This window comes from Paenibacillus albicereus (assembly GCF_012676905.1).
Classification (GTDB): domain Bacteria; phylum Bacillota; class Bacilli; order Paenibacillales; family Paenibacillaceae; genus Paenibacillus_O; species Paenibacillus_O albicereus.
Map to the genome: position 1 here is coordinate 3,241,485 of NZ_CP051428.1, position 17,726 is coordinate 3,259,210.

Annotated in this window: 14 protein-coding genes; 4 read left to right on the forward strand and 10 right to left on the reverse strand. The window is 65.4% G+C overall.

Annotated elements, in window-relative coordinates; translation table 11 throughout:
* Positions 1-145 precede the first annotated feature (145 nt).
* Positions 146-1,057 (forward strand): LysR family transcriptional regulator, encoded by a 912-nt coding sequence (locus HGI30_RS14375; protein WP_168908187.1) that lies wholly within the window; start codon positions 146-148, stop codon positions 1,055-1,057.
* Between the two features lie 94 nt (positions 1,058-1,151).
* On the opposite strand, the gene HGI30_RS14380 is transcribed toward HGI30_RS14375, so the two are convergent.
* The 3 genes from HGI30_RS14380 to HGI30_RS14390 all read right to left on the reverse strand — a co-directional run bounded on the left by HGI30_RS14380 (position 1,152) and on the right by HGI30_RS14390 (position 3,702).
* Positions 1,152-2,336 (reverse strand): hypothetical protein, encoded by a 1,185-nt coding sequence (locus tag HGI30_RS14380; protein ID WP_168908188.1) that lies wholly within the window; start codon positions 2,334-2,336, stop codon positions 1,152-1,154.
* A 170-nt stretch (positions 2,337-2,506) separates the two neighbouring features.
* Positions 2,507-3,070, reverse strand: coding sequence for a hypothetical protein (locus tag HGI30_RS14385; RefSeq protein WP_168908189.1), 564 nt, complete (start codon positions 3,068-3,070; stop codon positions 2,507-2,509).
* Positions 3,067-3,702, reverse strand: coding sequence for an RNA polymerase sigma factor (locus HGI30_RS14390; RefSeq protein WP_168908190.1), 636 nt, complete (start codon positions 3,700-3,702; stop codon positions 3,067-3,069). The genes HGI30_RS14385 and HGI30_RS14390 overlap by 4 nt, the downstream gene beginning before the upstream one ends.
* A gap of 128 nt (positions 3,703-3,830) precedes the next feature.
* Between HGI30_RS14390 and HGI30_RS14395 the strand changes: the two genes are divergently transcribed.
* Complete coding sequence (locus tag HGI30_RS14395; protein WP_168908191.1) at positions 3,831-4,415, forward strand: hypothetical protein; 585 nt, start codon at positions 3,831-3,833, stop codon at positions 4,413-4,415.
* 415 nt (positions 4,416-4,830) lie between these two features.
* On the opposite strand, the gene HGI30_RS14400 is transcribed toward HGI30_RS14395, so the two are convergent.
* The 4 genes from HGI30_RS14400 to HGI30_RS23050 form a co-directional block, all read right to left on the reverse strand.
* Positions 4,831-7,608 (reverse strand): ComEC/Rec2 family competence protein, encoded by a 2,778-nt coding sequence (locus tag HGI30_RS14400; protein WP_168908192.1) that lies wholly within the window; start codon positions 7,606-7,608, stop codon positions 4,831-4,833.
* 353 nt (positions 7,609-7,961) lie between these two features.
* Entirely contained in the window at positions 7,962-8,504 is a 543-nt protein-coding gene (locus tag HGI30_RS14405) for a deoxycytidylate deaminase (RefSeq protein WP_235680135.1), read from the reverse strand.
* Between the two features lie 82 nt (positions 8,505-8,586).
* Complete coding sequence (locus tag HGI30_RS14410; protein ID WP_168908193.1) at positions 8,587-9,900, reverse strand: homocysteine synthase; 1,314 nt, start codon at positions 9,898-9,900, stop codon at positions 8,587-8,589.
* Positions 9,901-9,960: 60 nt separating this feature from the next.
* Positions 9,961-10,515, reverse strand: coding sequence for a ComEA family DNA-binding protein (locus HGI30_RS23050; protein ID WP_206109922.1), 555 nt, complete (start codon positions 10,513-10,515; stop codon positions 9,961-9,963).
* Positions 10,516-10,757: 242 nt separating this feature from the next.
* On the opposite strand from HGI30_RS23050, the gene comER reads away from it, so the two are divergent.
* The gene (comER, locus tag HGI30_RS14420) at positions 10,758-11,597 is read left to right on the forward strand and encodes a late competence protein ComER (RefSeq protein WP_168908194.1); all 840 of its coding nucleotides are present in this window, start codon (positions 10,758-10,760) and stop codon (positions 11,595-11,597) included.
* Between the two features lie 516 nt (positions 11,598-12,113).
* Here comER and leuS read toward each other — a convergent pair.
* Entirely contained in the window at positions 12,114-14,555 is a 2,442-nt protein-coding gene (gene leuS / locus HGI30_RS14425) for a leucine--tRNA ligase (protein WP_168908195.1), read from the reverse strand.
* 481 nt (positions 14,556-15,036) lie between these two features.
* Here leuS and HGI30_RS14430 point away from each other — a divergent pair, with 481 nt between their 5' ends.
* Entirely contained in the window at positions 15,037-15,759 is a 723-nt protein-coding gene (locus HGI30_RS14430; RefSeq protein WP_168908196.1) for a 3-ketoacyl-ACP reductase, read from the forward strand.
* 345 nt (positions 15,760-16,104) lie between these two features.
* Here the strand turns inward: HGI30_RS14430 and HGI30_RS14435 are convergent, their stop codons facing one another.
* On the reverse strand, positions 16,105-16,848 hold the full coding sequence (locus HGI30_RS14435) for a tyrosine-protein phosphatase (protein ID WP_168908197.1): 744 nt from the start codon (positions 16,846-16,848) through the stop codon (positions 16,105-16,107).
* A gap of 3 nt (positions 16,849-16,851) precedes the next feature.
* Positions 16,852-17,718, reverse strand: a complete 867-nt coding sequence (locus HGI30_RS14440) for a carbohydrate ABC transporter permease (protein ID WP_168908198.1) — start codon at positions 17,716-17,718, stop codon at positions 16,852-16,854.
* Positions 17,719-17,726: the final 8 nt, after the last annotated feature.

Sequence of the window (17,726 nt, forward strand, 5' to 3'; positions counted from 1 at the left end):
ACCCAACCATCCCGCAATTCCGATGCCATCGATCGGTTTCGCTACTCCAAGGGGGGCACGATGCGGGCCGGCCGGCTTTGCGGTATAATGGAATAAACTGGACCATCCGTGCCTGACCACTTCATTCGATGAAGGAGCCCATGACATGGAACTTAGGCAGCTCCACTATTTCGCGGCCATCTGCAAGGACATGCATTTTTCCAAGGCGGCGGAAGCTCTCTGCACCACCCAATCCAACCTCAGCCAGCAAATCAAGTTTCTGGAGAACGAGCTGGGAACTCCGCTGTTCGACCGCATGGGGAGGCGGATCGCGCTCACCGAGGCCGGACGGATCGTTCTGGAGCAGAGCCGGCTTATCTTTGAACGAGTCGATACTATTCAAGCGGCGATCTCGGATTTGAAGCGAATGGAGGGCGGCCAGCTCGATATCGGCATCCTTCCCGGCGACGGAGATCTTCTGTTCGATGCGCTGCTGATCGACTTCCACCGCTCCTATCCGAAGCTGTCGATTCAAGTGACGGAGACGACGGAGGTGTACGGGCAGGTGCTCGAAGGAGTCCGGGACATCGGCGTGACGACGACGCCGGACGATCCGGATGACCGCATCGCGGTCATCCCGCTTTTTCATGAAGAATTCGTGCTGGCAGTCCGGTCCGACCATCCCGCCTCCAAGGCCAAGGCGATGGCCTTCGAGCAGCTGCAGCAGCTGAAGCTGGTCGCCTTCGGAGACGAGCACCAGATGACCAAGGTCATTCGGGAGAGCAGTCGAAAAGCCGGAATCCTCCTCGATCGCCCGATTGTCGCGCCCTCGCTGTCGACCCTTCTCGCCCTGGTCGAGCAAGGCGTCGGAGCCTGCATCCTGCCGCGGCTGCTCGTAGACAATCTCGGCCGCGATTCCATCGATGCCGTGACCCTCTTGAACCCGACTCCGAGTCAAGACATCTGCATCCTCTACCGCAAGGACCGGTTCATGAGCCAGGCGGCGAAGCTGTTCATGGAGCTTTTGCAAGACTATATCCACAAGGCGCAGGAGGCGAGCCGCCGTTCGTTAGGGTGAAAAGGAAAAGCGTTCCGATCCGCGCTCGTATAGGCGGATTGGAACGCTTTTTTTCTCCGGACGAAGGCTGGTCTTGGACGCCCCGGGACCCCGCTCAGCCGAGCGGCTCGGGGCGGCGGATGCTGTCCGGAGCTTCATGCAGCGGCATCGGCTCCGGCGGATTCGGGCGGCCGAGCAGCATGCGCAGTCCGAGGGCCAGCAGCAGGAACGCCGTCACGGCGGCAGGCAGATTGTAGCGGATCGTCTGGTACAGGGAGTAGATCCGCGGCGCATGCTCGGCGGCCAGCGGCATGACGAACCGGTCCGCCAGGAAAAACGCGCCGACGGCGATCAGCGCCGCGCCGATCCAGCGGTGATAGGCCGACAGCTCCGTCATCACCGGCACGTCGGCCAGCTCGCCGCGCTGGAAGCGGCCATGCTGCTGGATCGCATCGAAGAAGGCGTACAGCCAGACGAGCGGCAGCAGGAACAGGAACAGCGTCATCCGCAGGCTGTCCATCAAATAGATGGACACGAGGAACAGCCCCATCAGCTGCAAGCCGCGCTTCTGCAAGCCGAGGTACAGATGACCCGCTCCGGGCAGGAACGAGAGTGCCGCCGCGGCCATCTTGTTTTTGTGGCCGGAGGCGAAATGCCCCTCCAGCTCCTCGAACAGCGAGCGGTCGGCCAGCGGCTCTCCCGCGTGCTTGCGCTGCACGAGATGCACGGCGTCGAACATGGCGTAGATCCAGAGAATCGGCAGGAGCAGCAGGAAGAGCAGGAACGCCGGCGCCGACAGCACGATGGCGACAAAGACGACGAACACGCCCAGGCCCACGAACGAGATGAGGAAGGCGACGCCGCGCTGCATGAGGCCCAAGTACATGTGGCCGAGGCCAGGCACGAGGGCGAGCAGGATCGCGGCCGTCTTCTCGCGCTGGCGCTCCGCCGCCATCGTCGGCACGAGACGCGCGGACGGGATGCCGATGCCGTCGATCGGTCCCGGCTCGTAGGCATGCGACGAAGCAGATGGCGCAGACAGCGTCGTGCCGAGCAGGTCGATCATGCTGACGACCCAGATAAGCAACGGGAACAGCACGAGCAAGACTTCGTTGCCTCCCAGGTTGCCGCTCACGGCGACCAGCAGCAGTAGAAGCGCCGGTCCCCAGAACGACAGGCCGTACAGCACCATCCTTCCGAACTTGCGCAGATAGGCGTGGCCCGCTCCGGGCAGGAAGCCGAGCAGCAGCGCCAGCAGCGGATGCGGCGCGGGGGCGGGAGGCGCGGGGTGATTCATCATAAGTCGCTCCTTTTATCGAAATTGATACAGGCTTGGATTGATAGAGGCACGCCGGATGAGAACCGGCTCGCCAGCTTCTCCAGCGTGACGAATGGGGAGTCCTTCCGTTCTCTCCTCGTTTGCGGCAGCGGCCGGAAGCTCTGCTCTGCCAGCGAAGCCGCGGACGAGCTTCAGCTCGCGCCGCCGTCCCGATAACGAGCCGATTGCCATTCGTTCAGCAGCCTCGACGTCCGGTCGACCACGCGGGACGACCAGCTTGCCTCAGCCCTGGGTGCGGAGCGTCCATCGGCCGAAATGGAGGGCGGCTTCTGCGGCTGGACTGCCGATGCGTGCTCCAATTGCCGTCCGAGCTCGCCGAGCGCCCCGCTGCCGAGAAGCAGCAGCGTCAGCGCTGCCGCCAGGCCATAGTGGAACGCCGGATGGCGCGTCCAGCTCCGGCGGCGTTGTTGTGGACGCGCCGGGGGAGCCTGCTCGCGGGCCAGCTCTCGGGCCAGCTCGCTCAGCACCGCGCCGCGGACGCGTTCCAGCGCCGCGCTTTGAGCTTTCGCGGCCTCGGCAGCGGACGTCAAAGCCACCTCGCAGCCATCGCCGGCCGGCTCCGCCAGAGCGGCCATGAACGGATTCAGGCAGCCTTCGCAGCTCTCCAGATGCCGCTCCATGGCGAGCCGCTCCGGCACGTCTCCTAGCCCGGCCGCATAGCGGGTCCATGACTCCGTCGAGGGATGCCTATTCATTCGAAGTCCTCCTTTCGCCAATGCCGCCTCATCCAGCTGCGGGCCCGATAGAGCTTGGACTCCACGCTCTTGGGGCGCAGTCCCTGCTCCTGCGAGATCTCCTCCTGCGTCCGGCGGCGAAAATAAAAGTCGCGGACCATCGTCCGGTATTCCGGAGGCAGCTCGGACACCTTGCGCCGAACCTCGCGCCTCCGCTCTCCTTCGATCAACTGCTCGACGATCGGCTCCGCCTCAGCGCCAGGCTCCATCCACGGAGCCGCCGATATGAACTCGTTATCGGAGCCCAGCTCCGCCGGCTCCTCGCGCCGGGCCCTGCTCCGCTTCCAATCGATGGCGCGGTTGACCGCGATGCGGGTGATCCACGTCTTGAAGCCGTCCAGACGGCATTCCGGCAAGGCGCGGCTGATGGCGATCAGCGCCTCCTGCAGCACGTCTTCCGTATCGTGGGGGGAGCGCAGGATCGCATAGATCGTGCGGTACAGGTAGTCTCCGTATTCATCGATGATCTCTCCGAACCGCTCCGTCCCGCTGTCCCGGACGGCTCGAAGCCATGCTTCGTCCTGCCTGATCGTCTGCGCCCCCCTTCCCCATCCTTGATATAGACGAGCGAAGAGGGCCTTGTCCCTGCGCAAGCTTGAAAAAAAGTTTCCGAGGCGCGGTCATGCACGCGGGAATGGGCTAGCGGCATGGAGAAAGAGTCCATTCGGAGCTAGCGCAGCGTACAGGTCAGTGGGCGATTTAGGAAGGGAGGATCGATTTCATGGCATCAAACCCGGCTTATCTCCCCTATACCGTCTTGCTCGTCGCCGCCTTGGCGGTGCTGCTGGGCATCGGATGGGCGAAAAGAAAAAAGCGGCTCGGGCGCGCGGCGCTGCTCCTGTCGCCGCTCGCGGCCGCCTTGATGCTGCTCTATTACTGGCATCCGCCCTTTCATGACGCGGCTCGAAGCCTTCTCGCTCCGAGCCGTTCCTACAGCTGCGAGCACGAAGGCGATGCAAGTCGGTCGCTGGAGCCGTTCTCCATTCCGTTGCCGAAACGGACCGTCTTCCTAGGGAAGTCGGACGCCTGCTCCCCGTTTTACCGGACGTATGCGACTGTCGACGAATTCAACCGGCTCTACGAATCGGAGCTGAAAGACGGGAAGCGATCCGGCGCCATATCCGGCTGGACCCGGATCGAGCCTGAGATTGCAGAAGACGGGAGCGGCTGCGTCTCGGAGGGGTACGGCTTGCGGCTGCGCGACGGCCGGACGGTCACGATCCGGATGTCTGCTTATGCGGGAGAGAGGGAAATGAGGATGATCGCCATCGAGGTTCCCTTGACAGCGGAGGGGAGCTCAAAGTGAATTCGTGGCCATGGAGGGAGCGCGGACTGATTCCATAACGAATCCCAAAAAGCGATCAGGCATCGCAGCCATAGCGCGCTAACGACGAATTAGCTCGCTACGAGGCCGAATTCAGCTAGTCCTATATGGCAACGACTCCTGAGACGCTTAGACCTAGAAATCAAGCCACCAACAGGTAAAAGATTGAGTTTGGGAACGTTTAAGCGTCTCAAGAGTCGTTAGCGAAAGGGAACGACATAATACGGGCTTCTAAGCGTCTAAGGAGTCGCTAGAGCCTAAAAGGCTACCGGGCCGGACGCCACGACAAGACGCGGGCCTGACCCAGCCTGGCCAAGATATCCTCATTCCCTTGAAGCTCTGCACATGAGTTTCATAGGTACAGAAGGGTTCACAGTCGTTTCCGGCTTGGCCCGCTTTATTCCATAGCCTTCCCTTCTTCCCGCAGCAGCCTCATCTCCATCTCTCCATCCCGATGAATCCGGAACTCGATCTCCCCGTTATGGTCCGTGCGAAGCGCCCGGGAGCCGGCGCGCTCAAGCCGCTCCAGCACTTCGTCCGCCGGATGGCCGTACCGGTTGCCGAGACCGGCGGACAGCACCGCCATCGACGGGCGCCAGGCCGCCAGCCAAGCCGGCGACGTGGAATGCTTGCTGCCGTGATGCCCGGCCTTGAGCACGTCGATCGGGCCGGACAGCCCGAGACTGCGCGCCAGCGCAAGCATGGACGGCTCGCTGACGCTGCCGACATCGCCCGTCAGCAGAAACGTGCGGCCGGACAGCGTCAGCAGCAGCACGACGCTGCGCTCGTTCTGCTCCTCCAATGGCTGCAGCGACTCCTGCTGATCCGGCCACAGCACGTCCAGCCTCGTCTCGCCGTCGAGCTGCCAGGACTGGCCGCCTTGCGCGCCGTACAGCGGAATGCCGAGCTCGATCGCTTCCCGCAGGAACGGCGGCGGCTCGCCTTCGGCGTCGAGGCTGCCGTTCCAGAGCAGCCGCCGCACCGGCAGGCTGTCGACGACGGCCTCCAGACCGCCGATATGGTCCTGGTCGAGATGCGTCGCGACGAGCAGGTCGATGCGGTCGACGCCGCGCTTCATCAGCAGCGGTACAAGCAGCTTGCGGCCGATCTCGTACGGATCGCGCCTTTCGCGCCAGGCTTCCTTCTGGAACGGGATCGTCCCGCCGCCGTCGATCAGAATCGTCTTGCCCGAGGCGGTGCGGATGAGCGTCGAATCGCCCTGGCCTACGCTTAGGAAGGACACGGTCGCAGGGCGTCCGCTCCAGTCCGGATGGGCGGCATGCAGCAGCAGGGCCAGCAGGGAAGCTCCTGAGGCGACAGCTGCCGAACGGGCACGAAGGCGGGGCATTCCCCGCGTTCGAGCGAAGGCCGCTCCCGCAAGAGCGCGCATGAGGCGCAAGACGAGCGTCCGGATCGAGGCCGGTCCCGAAGCGTGTAAGCCTGAGGGGACACGTGCTCGAACGGAGGCCGGTCCCGATCCCGCTGCAGCCGCCGCAACGACGCCGAGCGGCTGCGTATCCTCATCCCCGGCCTCGGCGGCGGCTGCCGCCTCGTTTTGCCGGAGGCTTTTCCAGCGGGCCAGGCTCGCCAGCAGCCCGAACGCCGCCCCGTAATAGGCGCCGATCCACCAAAGCGGAGGCGTCGCCCACACCGTCGCTCCCTGCCGCCAGCTTCCCATCCTCTCGATCAGGCGGAACGTCCACTCGTTGCCGACAGCGGATACGGATGCGATCGCCTGCGCCGCCCAAGGCCACAACGGCTCCAGCAGCATCGCCGCCGCGCCGGCCGGCATGATGAGGAAGCTGATGAACGGCACGAGCAGCAGGTTGGCCGGCAGCGACAGCAGATGGAGCTGGTTGAAGTAGAAGATCGTCACCGGAAACGACGCCGCCTGCGCGACGATCGTGACGACGACGGCATCGTACAGGAAGCGCGATCGCCCGCGCGGGCGAGGCCGGACGCGCTGCACGGCCGGCACGCCGAGGATGAGCCCGGCGGTGACGATGTAGCTGAGCTGGAAGCTGACGCTTTCGATGAGCCGCGGCTCCCACAGGAGCAGCAGCACGGCGGAGGCGGCCAGCAGGTGAAGGCCGTCCTTCAGCTTGCCGGCGCGGGCGGCGGCGAGGCCGAGCAGCGCCATCAGGCCGGCGCGCAGGATCGACGGAGAGGCGCCGGTCAGCAGCACGTAAGGCGGCACGGCGAGCAGGAGCAGCACGAGGATGCGCTCCCGCGACAGCCGCAGCAGGCGCAGCAGGCCGGCGAGCAAGCCGAGCATGACCGCCACATGCATGCCCGATACGGCCATGATGTGCGTCAGGCCGAGCCGGGCGAAGCGGCGGTACAGCTCCGGGTCCGTCTCGTCCTGGCCGCCGAGGACGAGCGCCTGCATGTATCCGGCCTGCTCCGCCGGATACAGCCGCGTCAGCGCGCCGCCGAGCGACGCGCGCGCCGCATCCATGCGGCCGAGCAGCGCGGCGGCGCTCCAAGGGCTGCCTGGCGCGGCCTCGACCGCGCCGGCGCCCTGCACCTGCAGCTGCCAGGCGATGCCCTGGCTGCGCAGGTAGCGGCGGTAGTCGAAGCCGCCGCGATTGGCCGGCGGAGCCGGCACCTCCAGCGTGCCGCGCAGCCGCACGCGGTCCCCGCGCCGCCAGCTGCGGGCGGCGGCAAGCTCTTGCTCGTGCAGCAGCTTCACGCGCACGAGCAGCGTCTCGCGCAGCGGCATCGCCTGCTGCGCGTCCCCCGCGCGGAGGCGATGCGCCTCCACGCGCAGCTGCGCCACGTCGCCGTCGAGCCGGACCGGCGACGCGATCGTCCCCGCCGCCTCGGCGCGCAGCTCCGGCGGCTCCAGCTGCGCCGCAGCGGCGGCGTATTCGGCGGCGAGCGCGGTCACCGACCGCGCCTCCGCCCATTGCCGCTCGCCTGCGGCAAGCGCATAGGCCGCCAGGCAAGCGGCGGCCAGTCCGGGCCTGGCCTGGCCGGCGAGCGCGAGCGCAGCCAGGACCAGGCCGAGCCCGAGCCCGGCGGCGAGCATGCCGCCGGGAGTGGCGTACGCGGCCGCCGAGCTGCCCGCGACGAAGCAGACGGCCGCCCAGACGAGCGGCCGCCCGTCCAGCCATCCCCTTTTGCGCCGGGGCGGCTCGATCGGCCAGCCCCTCCCTTGCATCGGGTCGATCATCCGACAATGCCTCCTTCCGCACGCAACGAAAAAAGCACCTCCCGGCCATCGCGAACACGCGATGCTCCGAGAGGTGCTTCCTCCCTGCCTGATATCCAATCTTTCCTTGCCATCATTCGGTCTTGACCCGAACAGCCGTATGCCGAAATCCATGCGGCCCGCATGGTCTCATCCAGGCCTTCCAGACGCCATTATCTGCCCTGGCTGCCGCTCTCGTCCAGGCGTTCAGCCGCCCTCATCGAGCCTGCAGCCGTTCTCGTCCAAGCCATCCAAACTCTCTCATCCGCCCGACAGCCGCTCTCATCCAGGCCGTCCGGCCGCGCTCATCTCGACAGGCAGCCGCCGCTCCGTCCTCAATCGACCACCGCGGCGCCCGCTTGCGGAGGCGGCGCGTAGCCGTCCAGCCGGCGGAACACGATGCCCTTTTGCGCCATCAGCTGCTCCACCTTGGCGGCGTCCTTGGGATAGCCCCGGTGGAACACGATCTCCACGATGCCGCTGTTGGCGAGCATGTTCGCGCACGTCCAGCAAGGCTGGTCCGTCACGTACACCGTCGAGCCCTCGCGGTCGATCCGGTCGGTGAACAGCAGCAGGTTCTGCTCGGCATGGATCGTGCGGATGCAGCGCTGCTTCTTGACCATCTCCGGCTCGCCGGCGACGCCCTCGCGCTGCTCCCATTCCTCCACGATCATGCAGCCCGCCTCCGAGCAGTCGGCGACGCCCATCGGAGCGCCGTTGTACGCCGTCCCGAGCAGCTTCTTGCCCTGGACGAGCAGCGCGCCGACATGACGCCGCGAGCAGCGGGAGCGGGTCGACACCATGTAGGCGATGTCCATGAAATACGTATCCCAGTCCTTGCGGACCTCATCTTGCTGTCCTGGCATCCGGTCGGGCATCGAAGCCCCTCCTCCCTGTCGAATCCTGTCTACAGCCATTATACCGGATTCGAAAGGAAAGTCACACGGGACCCGCTGTCTGTCAGCCCGCCGATCCGGCCGCTACAGCCTGGCTCGCCTGAATCGCCTGCTCCAGATCATGCAGGATGTCGTCGATATGCTCCGTGCCGACGGACAGCCGGATCAGGCCCGGCGTCACGCCGGAGCTCCGCTGCTCGTCCGGCGAGAGCTGCTGGTGGGTCGTGCTCGCCGGGTGGATGATGAGCGACTTGGAGTCGCCGACGTTGGCCAGATGGGAGAACAGCTGAACGGAGTTGATGATCGCCTTGCCGGCCTCGACGCCGCCCTTGATCTCGAACGTCAGGATCGCGCCTTGGCCGCGCGGCAGGTACTTCTGCGCCAGCGCATGCGACGGGTGGCTTTCCAGGCCGGCATAGCTGACGGAAGCGACCGCGTCGTTCCCTTCGAGCCAGCGCGCGACCGCGAGCGCGTTCGCGCTATGCCGCTCCAGCCGCAGGTGGAGCGTCTCCAGCCCTTGCAGCAGCAGGAACGAGTTGAACGGCGAGATCGCCGCGCCGATGTCGCGCAGCAGCTGCACGCGGGCTTTGATGATATAGGCGATCGGACCGACCGCGTCGGTGTAGACGAGGCCGTGATAGCTCGGGTCCGGCTGCGTCAGGCCCGGGAACTTGTCGTTCTGCGTCCAGTCGAACTTGCCGCTGTCGACGATGATGCCGCCGATCGACGTGCCGTGGCCGCCGATGAACTTGGTGGCGGAGTGCACGACGATATCGGCGCCGAAGTCGATCGGACGGAGCAGGTAAGGGCTCGGGAACGTGTTGTCCACGATGAGCGGGATGCCGCTGTCATGCGCGATTTCGGCGACGGCCTCGATGTCCAGCACGTCGCCGCGCGGATTGCCGATCGTCTCGCCGAAGACGGCCTTCGTCTTGTCCGTGATCGCGGCCCGGAAGTTTTCCGGGTCGGAGCTGTCGACGAACTTGACCGTGATGCCGAGCTTCGGCAGCGTGTGCGCGAACAGGTTGTACGTGCCGCCGTACAGGCTCGACGAGCTGACGATCTCGTCGCCCGCGGAGGCGATGTTGAGGATGGCGAACGTGATCGCCGAGGAGCCGGAGGCGACCGCAAGCGCGGCCGCGCCGCCTTCGAGGGCGGCGACGCGCTTCTCGAACACGTCGCTCGTCGGGTTCATGATGCGCGTGTAGATGTTGCCGAACTGCTTCAGCCCGAATAGGTCTGCAGCATGCTCCGTGCTCTCGAAGCCGTAGGACGTCGTCTGGTAGATCGGTACCGCCCGGGACTGCGTCGTCGGATCGATTTCCTGCCCGCCGTGTACGGCCAGCGTTTCCGGGGCCGGCTTGCGTGGTTCTGCCATGTTCATTCTCCTCCTAAGTCGATAAGAATAATGGGCAAAGAATTGGTTTCATCCATTTTCTCACATCTCCTGGGAGACGACAACAAGATTTTTCCACTTTTCAAGCAGCTTCGGGCCGATCCCTTTGACCCGCTCCACCTCGTCCACGCTGGCGAAAGGTCCGTTGCGCTCGCGGTCCTCCACGATCGCCTTCGCTTTGGCTGGACCGACTCCAGGCAAGCCGTCCAGCTCCTCGGCCGTCGCCCGGTTCAGGTCGAGGCGGCCGTCCGCCGCGTAGCCGCCGGCAGGCTGCGCTTCCGCCTGCCCGCTTCCCGCGCGGTCTTCCTCCGATCGTCCGCCTCCCGCGCCGTCGACTCGATCCGCATCCGCTGTCCCGTCCCCCTCGTCCTCCTTCGCGATCTTCCCGTCCGCTCCCGTGCCGGCAGCCAGCGCCGCCCGATCCGCCGCGGCGTCATCGAGCCGGATCCAGCCCGACGGCTCCGGTTCTCTTTCCGACTGGAGGCCGAGCGCGAGCAGCAAGCCGCCCGATACGGCCAGCGCGGCGACGGCTGCCCGTCCCCTCCATCCTCGCCTCGCCATCGTTCGCTTCTCCATGCGGTTCTGATGGTTTTCCATGCCCTTCACCCTTTCGGCTTCAAGTTTTTCCAAAATCCGGCGTGCCTGTCGACATGTTGGCCGGGCCTCGCCGCATACAGTAATAGCGATTCGCCATCCGTCCGCCCTGCGGTCCCGGATGGCCTGACGGAAATGGGAGGTGCGGCCGCATTGCGGCGGCTTGCCTCCCGGCTCCATGCGAGGCGCCCTGCCAAGCCAGGCCGGTACAGAGCGCGCTTCAGCCCGCTAGGAGGGATTCGTTCATGAAGGTGGGTTTCATCGGTACCGGCAGCATGGGCAGCCTGCTCGTAAATGCCTTTGTCCGTTCAGGCGCCCTGGAGGCATCCGATATTGTCGTCGCCAACCGCACCCAGGCCAAAGCGGAGCGGCTCGCCTCCGCCTATCCCGGCATGTTCGCCGCCGCGACCAACCGCGAGCTCATCCAGCAATGCGACTGCTTGTTCCTCTGCATCAAGCCGTCCGAATTCAAGACCGTGCTGCAGGAGCTTCGCCCCTGGGCGCGGGAGGATCAGATCGTCGTCTCCATCACGAGCCCGATCCTCATCCAGCAGCTCGAGGATCAGCTGCCGTGCCGCATCGCCAAGGTCATCCCCAGCATCACGAGCGGCGTCCTGAGCGGCGTCTCGCTCTGCATGTTCGGCAGCCGCATGGCCGTGGCCGACTGCTGCCTGCTCGAAGGGCTGCTTTCCCATATCAGCGAGCCTCTGCTCATCGACGAACAGTACACGCGCGTCGTATCCGATCTGTCCAGCTGCGGCCCGGCATTCATGGCGTTCCTCGCGCAGCGGCTCGTCGACGCTGCGGTCGAGGTGACCGGCATCGACCCGGACGAGGCGGTCGCCATCACGAGCGCCATGCTGCTCGGCACCGGCAAGCTTCTCACCGAGGGCGGCATGACGCCGAAGGAGCTGATCCAGCGCGTTTCCGTTCCGGGCGGCATCACTCAGCAAGGGCTGCAGCTGCTGCGGCAGGAGACCGACGGCGTGTTCCAGAAGCTGATCCGGACGACGCATGACAAGTACCGCGAGGATCTCGAGAAGGTTCAAGCGGCCTTATACGGCGAAGAGGTGAACGGTCCCTGACCGCTTCATCAAGAAGCGGACTCAGGGTCCGTTCACCTCTCCGGGATGCTTTCCTCAGGAAAGTTCAAGCCCCCGTCGGGGGCTTTTTTACATATAGGGGGTGCTGGTTTTAAACCATACACCAAGTCAAGACGTACAGGACAGCCTCTTCCATACCACGATGAACCAGCCGTTCCTGCGATGTAAACGTCTTGTTCGGCTACCATCAGACGCCATCAGCCCAACCGGCTGTTGCCACACGATCGGACTTCAAGCGCTAGCGATACGACAAGACGCTATTCGCGCCAAAAAGGGGCTGCTGAAGCGTGCAACGAAACCCGCAAGCGCTATTTGCCGATACATCGCCGAAAATACCGCCAGTAGACCGGAATAACGCTTGAGAGTTTCATTAAATAAAATGGAACGTTTATTTCTAGCTGAATAGCGTCGCTCCGTTTCGTTAAACGGGCCTGGGGACAAGCAACCGTATTTACAACCCTGCGACTTGATGAATCGTCGGGGGGCTAGGCCCCAGCCTCAGTTCGCCACGATGTTGACGAGCTTGCCCTTGACGGCGACGACCTTGCGCACCGTCTTGCCGGCGATCAGCTCGGCGACCTTCGGCAGCTCCTTGGCGACGCGCTCCATCTCTGCCGTATCCATATCGGCGGCGATCGAGACGCGCTCGGCGATCTTGCCGTTGACCTGCACGACGATCTCGACCTCCTGGTCGACCGTCCACTGCTCGTCAAACTCCGGCCAGGCGACGTAGCTGACGGAGCCTTCGCGGCCGAGCTTCTCCCACAGCTCCTCCGCGATATGCGGAGCGAGCGGCGACAGCAGCTGCACGAAGTTCTCCACCGAGCGGCGCGGCAGCGTCTCCGCCTTGTACGCCTCGTTCACCCAGATCATCAGCTGGCTGATCGCCGTGTTGAAGCGCAGGTTCTCGAAGTCGTCCGACACCTTCTTGATCGAGCGGTGCCACACGCGGTTGTACGCATCGCTGCCCGCCTCGTCCGAGATGCGCGGGTTCAGCTCGCCGCCTTCGCCGACGAACAGGCGCCAGACGCGGCTCAGGAAGCGGTGCATGCCCTCGACGCCGCTCTCGTTCCACGGCTTGGTCGCCTCCAGCGGCCCCATGAACATCTCGTACAGACGCAGCGTGTCCGCGCCGTACTCGCCGACGATGTCGTCCGGGTTGATGACGTTGCCGCGCGACTTGGACATCTTCTCGTTGTTCGTGCCGAGGATCATGCCCTGGTTGACGAGCTTGTGGAAAGGCTCCTTGGTGTCGACGGCGCCGATGTCGTACAGCACCTTGTGCCAGAAGCGCGCGTACAGCAGGTGGAGCACCGCATGCTCCGCGCCGCCGATGTACAGGTCGACCGGCATCCACTCGCGCTGCTTCTCCTTGGAGACGAGCTCCTTGTCGTTGTGCGGGTCGATGAAGCGCAGGTAGTACCAGCAGCTGCCCGCCCACTGCGGCATCGTGTTCGTCTCGCGCCGCGCCGGCAGGCCGGTCTCCGGATCGGTCGTGTTGACCCAGTCCGTCACGTTCGCCAGCGGCGACTCGCCCGTGCCCGACGGCTTGATCGCGTCGACATCCGGCAGCAGCAGCGGCAGCTGGTCCTCCGGCACCGGCTTCATGCTGCCGTCCTCCAGATGGAGGATCGGGATCGGCTCGCCCCAGTAGCGTTGGCGGCTGAACAGCCAGTCGCGCAGCCGGTACGTCGTCTTGCCGCGGCCTTTGCCGCTCTCCTCGAGGCGCGCGATCATCGCGGCGATCGCCTCGGCGTTGGACTTGCCGTCCAGGAAGTCCGAGTTCACATGCGGGCCGTCCCCGGCAAAGGCTTCCTGCTCGACGTCTCCGCCCTGCACGACCTCGATGATCGGCAAGCCGAACTGCTTGGCGAACTCCCAATCGCGCTGGTCGTGGCCCGGCACCGCCATGATCGCGCCCGTGCCGTAGCCGGCGAGCACGTAGTCGGCGATCCACACCGGCACCTTCGAGCCGCTGACCGGATTGATCGCGTAGGCGCCGGTGAATACGCCGGACTTTTCCTTCGCCAGATCGGTCCGCTCCAGGTCGCTCTTGCGGGCGGCCGCCTCGCGGTACTCCGCCACGGCGGCGCGCTGCGAGTCGCTGGCGATGGCGTCGACGAGCTCATGCTCCGGCGCCAGCACGCAGTACGTCGCGCCGAACAGCGTGTCCGGACGCGTCGTGAACACGTGGATCTCGGCATCCTTGCCGTCCACGGCGAACGCGACTTCGGCGCCGACCGACTTGCCGATCCAGTTGCGCTGCATGTCCTTGATGCTCTCCGACCAGTCGAGCTCCTCCAGGTCGTCGAGCAGCCGCTCGGCGTACTCGGTGATCTTCAGCACCCATTGGCGCATCGGCTTGCGCACGACCGGATGGTTGCCGCGCTCCGACAGGCCGTTGATGACCTCCTCGTTGGCCAGCACCGTCCCGAGCGCCTCGCACCAGTTGACCGGAATCTCGGCGACGTAGGCGAGGCCTTTCTTGTACAGCTGGATGAAGATCCACTGCGTCCACTTGTAGTAGTCCGGATCGGTCGTGCTGATCTCGCGGTCCCAGTCGTAGGAGAAGCCGAGCGACTTGATCTGGCGGCGGAAGTTGTTGATGTTCTTGACCGTGATGTCGCGCGGATGCTCGCCCGTGTCGAGCGCGTGCTGCTCCGCCGGCAGGCCGAACGCGTCCCAGCCCATCGGATGCAGCACGTTGTAGCCCTTCATCCGCTTGTAGCGGGAGACGATGTCGGTCGCCGTGTAGCCCTCGGGATGGCCGACATGGAGGCCGGCGCCGGACGGATACGGGAACATGTCGAGCGCGTAGAACTTCGGCTTGCCCGGCTCCTCGGTCGTGGCGAACGTCTTATGCTCATCCCAGTACTGCTGCCATTTCGGCTCCAGCTGCTGGGGATTGTACCCTTGGTGTTGGTTGCGGTCTTGACTCATCGTTATATGGCCTCCTGTTCGAGTTGAAGCGCTGCAGGCATGCAAAAAAACCTCCCGCCCCAGCGCTGAAACGCTAGGGACGAGAGGTTTGGATTCCCGTGGTACCACCCTAGTTGACGTCCGGCCCACGGCTCGGTCCGCCCACTCATTGACGCCCTTAACGCGGGCCGGTCGGCAAGGCTGCGCCCGCGGCGCGGGGATGACCTTGCGGCTCCGAGGCGAGATTCGGCACGCTGCGGCTCCGGCTCGCACCACTTCTCCGGATCTCTGACTTCCGCTGCGGAGCCTACTGCTCCTCATCAACGCCAATTTTGGCTAATTGAACCGATTATAGCGGAACCGCTCGGATCGTGTCAAGCCGGCGGGGCTGGCCGCGAGGCCACGCAAGTAGCCGGCTGGCGCGCCGTTTGGCGCAGCCCCGCGGCATCCGATATACTTAGGCTGAACCTCGATCCATTCGAGACCAAAGGAGAGATCATTCATGGAGCTCAAAACAAAGACCGCCATCATCACCGGCGCCGGCAAAGGCATCGGCCGCGCCGCAGCCGAAGCGCTCGCCCGCGAGGGCGTCAGCCTCGGCCTCATCTCGCGCACGGAGTCCGAGCTGGCCGCGCTCGCCAAGCAGCTGTCGGACCGCTACGGCGTCGACGTCCATTATGCGGTCGCCGACATCTCCGACGCCGCCCAGGCCGCCGAAGCGGCGCAGGGGCTCGCCCAAGAGCTCGGACGCGTCGACATCCTGCTCAACAACGCCGGCGTCGCCAGCTTCGGCAAGGTCGCCGACATGGACCCGGCCGAGTGGGAGCGCATCGTGCGCGTCAACCTGTTCGGCACCTACTACGTGACGCATGCCGTGCTGCCGTCCATGCTGGAGCGCCAGTCCGGCTCGATCATCAACGTCGCCTCCACCGCCGGCGAGCGCGGCTTCGCCACCGGCTCCGCCTACAACGCCTCCAAGTTCGGCGTCATGGGCTTCACCGAGGCGCTCATGCAGGAGGTGCGCAAGTCGGGCATCCGCGTGACGGCGCTGACGCCGAGCACGGTCAACACGCCGCTCGCCTCGGCCAACGGCCTGCTCAAGGGCGGCGAGCACGACGAGAGCATCCTTCAGCCGGAGGACGTCGCCGAGCTGATCGTCGCCACGCTCAAGCTGCCGGACCGCGTCTTCATCAAGACGGCCGGCATCTGGACGACGAACCCTTGATTTGACTTCCTCTCCACCAAAAGACGCGGCGGCCGTTAGGCCCGGACAGATCCGGGAGCGGCCGCCGCGTCTTTTTGATCGAGCAGCACAGCATTGCCTCGCACGGGGAGCAGACGAGACAGAAGCCGGCCGCCATTCCCCTTTGAAACGCGAGGAATCGTCCTCAAGGTCAGCCGGGCGAGCCCGACGAGCGCCTAGATGAGCTTCGTCTGGCCTGCGGCAATTCGTCGCAATGCAGCGAGTTGCTTGCCGCGCGGAAAGCAAGCCGATCCGGAAGCGGCGGACGCATCCTGGCGACGCGAAAAAAGAGCCGTTCCGGGTCATTGGCCCGGGACGGCTCTTCCGTCACGCCATCAGCAGCTTTTCCCGCAGAGCTCCCAGCTCCTCCTCGCTCAGCCCGATGCCGCGCAGGTACGCCTCCGCTCCGCCGTAACGGCGATGCAGATGCTCCAGCATGCGCTCCATATGGATCGGCGGGCTGCCGAGGAACGGCTCGTACGCCTCCGCCGGCACCGCCTGCGGCCGCTCGGCGCGCAGCTCCTCCAGCATCGGAGCCAGGTTGCGCTCCGTCTCGGCGTAGTCCGCGATTATCGTCGCGTCGTCGACGCCCGCCAGCTGCAGGAGCAGGGCGGCGACGACGCCGGTGCGGTCCTTGCCCCCGGCGCAGTGGAACAGCACGGCGCCCGGCTCGGCGGCGATCAGACCGAATATTTCGCGCAGCCGCTCGGCGCTGCCGTCCAGCATGGCGATATACAGATCGCCTAGGCTATAGGCATCCGTCGGAGCCGTCTGCGGCAGCGCGGGATTGAGCAGGCTCACATGGCGGTAGGCCAGCTCCCGGCCGTCCGCGAACACGTTCGGCTTGGCCGCCAGCTCCCGCTCGGTGCGCAGGTCGATGACGAGCCGGAGTCCGCGGCCGAGCAGCTCGGCGCGGTCCCGGCCGCTCAGCCGGTGCAGGCCGTCGGCGCGCAGCAGCCGGCCGCAGGCGACCGCGCCTCCGCCGGCAGCGGGGTAGCTGCCGATGTCTCGGACGTTGCAGGCGCCTTCCAGCAGGATGCGGCGCTCATAGGCTTCGGTAATGGATTCCATCTTTTATTTCAGTCCGCCTTTCACGAAAGAATCGATGATGCTGCGCTGCAGCAGCAGGTAGAGGAGGAGCACAGGCAGGCTCGCGATCGTCGTGCCGGCCATGAGCGCCCCCCACATGTTGCCGTCGGAGGAGATGAACATCTGCAGCCCTTTCTGGATCGTCGAATGCTCCAGCTTGGTCGTGACGAGCAGCGGCCAGAAGTAGTCGTTCCAGGAGGTGATGAAGAGCAGGATGCCGATCGAGGCGATCGGCGCCTTGAGGTTGGGCAGGATCGTGCGCCACAGAATCGCGAAGTCGCCGCACCCGTCCAGGCGCGCCGCCTCGATGAGGGCGGAAGGATAGGACTTGAACGCCCCGTACAGCTGCATGACGGCGAACGCCGAAGCGAGGTTCGGCACGATCAGGCCAGCGAGCGTGTCGCGCCAGCCGAACCCGCTGATGGCGACATAGTTAGGAATCATGATGACCTGAAAAGGCACGAGCCAGGTCAGCGCGATCAGGCCGTAGATAAGGCCGCTGAACCGGAACCGCCAGCGCACGAACGCATACGCGGCAAGAAGGCTCGTCGCGATCTGGCCGAGCGTCTGCGCCAGCGCGGTCACCCACGAGTTCGAGAGCATGCGCGCCATCGGGATTGAGCTCCACGCCGCCGCGTAGTTGTCCAGCGTCGGGCGGAGCGGCACCCAGGCCGCCCCGTAGACGTCGGCTTCCGGCTTGAGCGAGGTGGCGATCATCCAGTAGAGCGGGAACACGGCGAGCAGGCTGAGCGCGAGCAGCGCGGCATGCTTGCCGATGCCGGCAAGAGCGGATGCCGGCCGCAGCGGCCGCGGCGCCGCAGCCCGGTTCCCTGTCCGCAGTACGTCAGACATCGTCGATC

Excerpts from the sequence above, each read along its gene's own strand:
- HGI30_RS14375 (WP_168908187.1), top strand. The coding sequence starts at position 146 with ATGGAACTTAGGCAGCTCCACTATTTCGCGGCCATCTGCAAGGACATG.
- HGI30_RS14400 (WP_168908192.1), bottom strand. The coding sequence starts at position 7,608 with ATGATCGACCCGATGCAAGGGAGGGGCTGGCCGATCGAGCCGCCCCGG.
- HGI30_RS14395 (WP_168908191.1), top strand. The coding sequence starts at position 3,831 with ATGGCATCAAACCCGGCTTATCTCCCCTATACCGTCTTGCTCGTCGCC.
- HGI30_RS14385 (WP_168908189.1), bottom strand. The coding sequence starts at position 3,070 with ATGAATAGGCATCCCTCGACGGAGTCATGGACCCGCTATGCGGCCGGG.
- leuS (WP_168908195.1), bottom strand. The coding sequence starts at position 14,555 with ATGAGTCAAGACCGCAACCAACACCAAGGGTACAATCCCCAGCAGCTG.
- HGI30_RS14405 (WP_235680135.1), bottom strand. The coding sequence starts at position 8,504 with ATGCCCGACCGGATGCCAGGACAGCAAGATGAGGTCCGCAAGGACTGG.
- HGI30_RS14430 (WP_168908196.1), top strand. The coding sequence starts at position 15,037 with ATGGAGCTCAAAACAAAGACCGCCATCATCACCGGCGCCGGCAAAGGC.
- comER (WP_168908194.1), top strand. The coding sequence starts at position 10,758 with ATGAAGGTGGGTTTCATCGGTACCGGCAGCATGGGCAGCCTGCTCGTA.
- HGI30_RS14410 (WP_168908193.1), bottom strand. The coding sequence starts at position 9,900 with ATGGCAGAACCACGCAAGCCGGCCCCGGAAACGCTGGCCGTACACGGC.
- HGI30_RS23050 (WP_206109922.1), bottom strand. The coding sequence starts at position 10,515 with ATGGAAAACCATCAGAACCGCATGGAGAAGCGAACGATGGCGAGGCGA.
- HGI30_RS14440 (WP_168908198.1), bottom strand. The coding sequence starts at position 17,718 with ATGTCTGACGTACTGCGGACAGGGAACCGGGCTGCGGCGCCGCGGCCG.
- HGI30_RS14380 (WP_168908188.1), bottom strand. The coding sequence starts at position 2,336 with ATGATGAATCACCCCGCGCCTCCCGCCCCCGCGCCGCATCCGCTGCTG.
- HGI30_RS14435 (WP_168908197.1), bottom strand. The coding sequence starts at position 16,848 with ATGGAATCCATTACCGAAGCCTATGAGCGCCGCATCCTGCTGGAAGGC.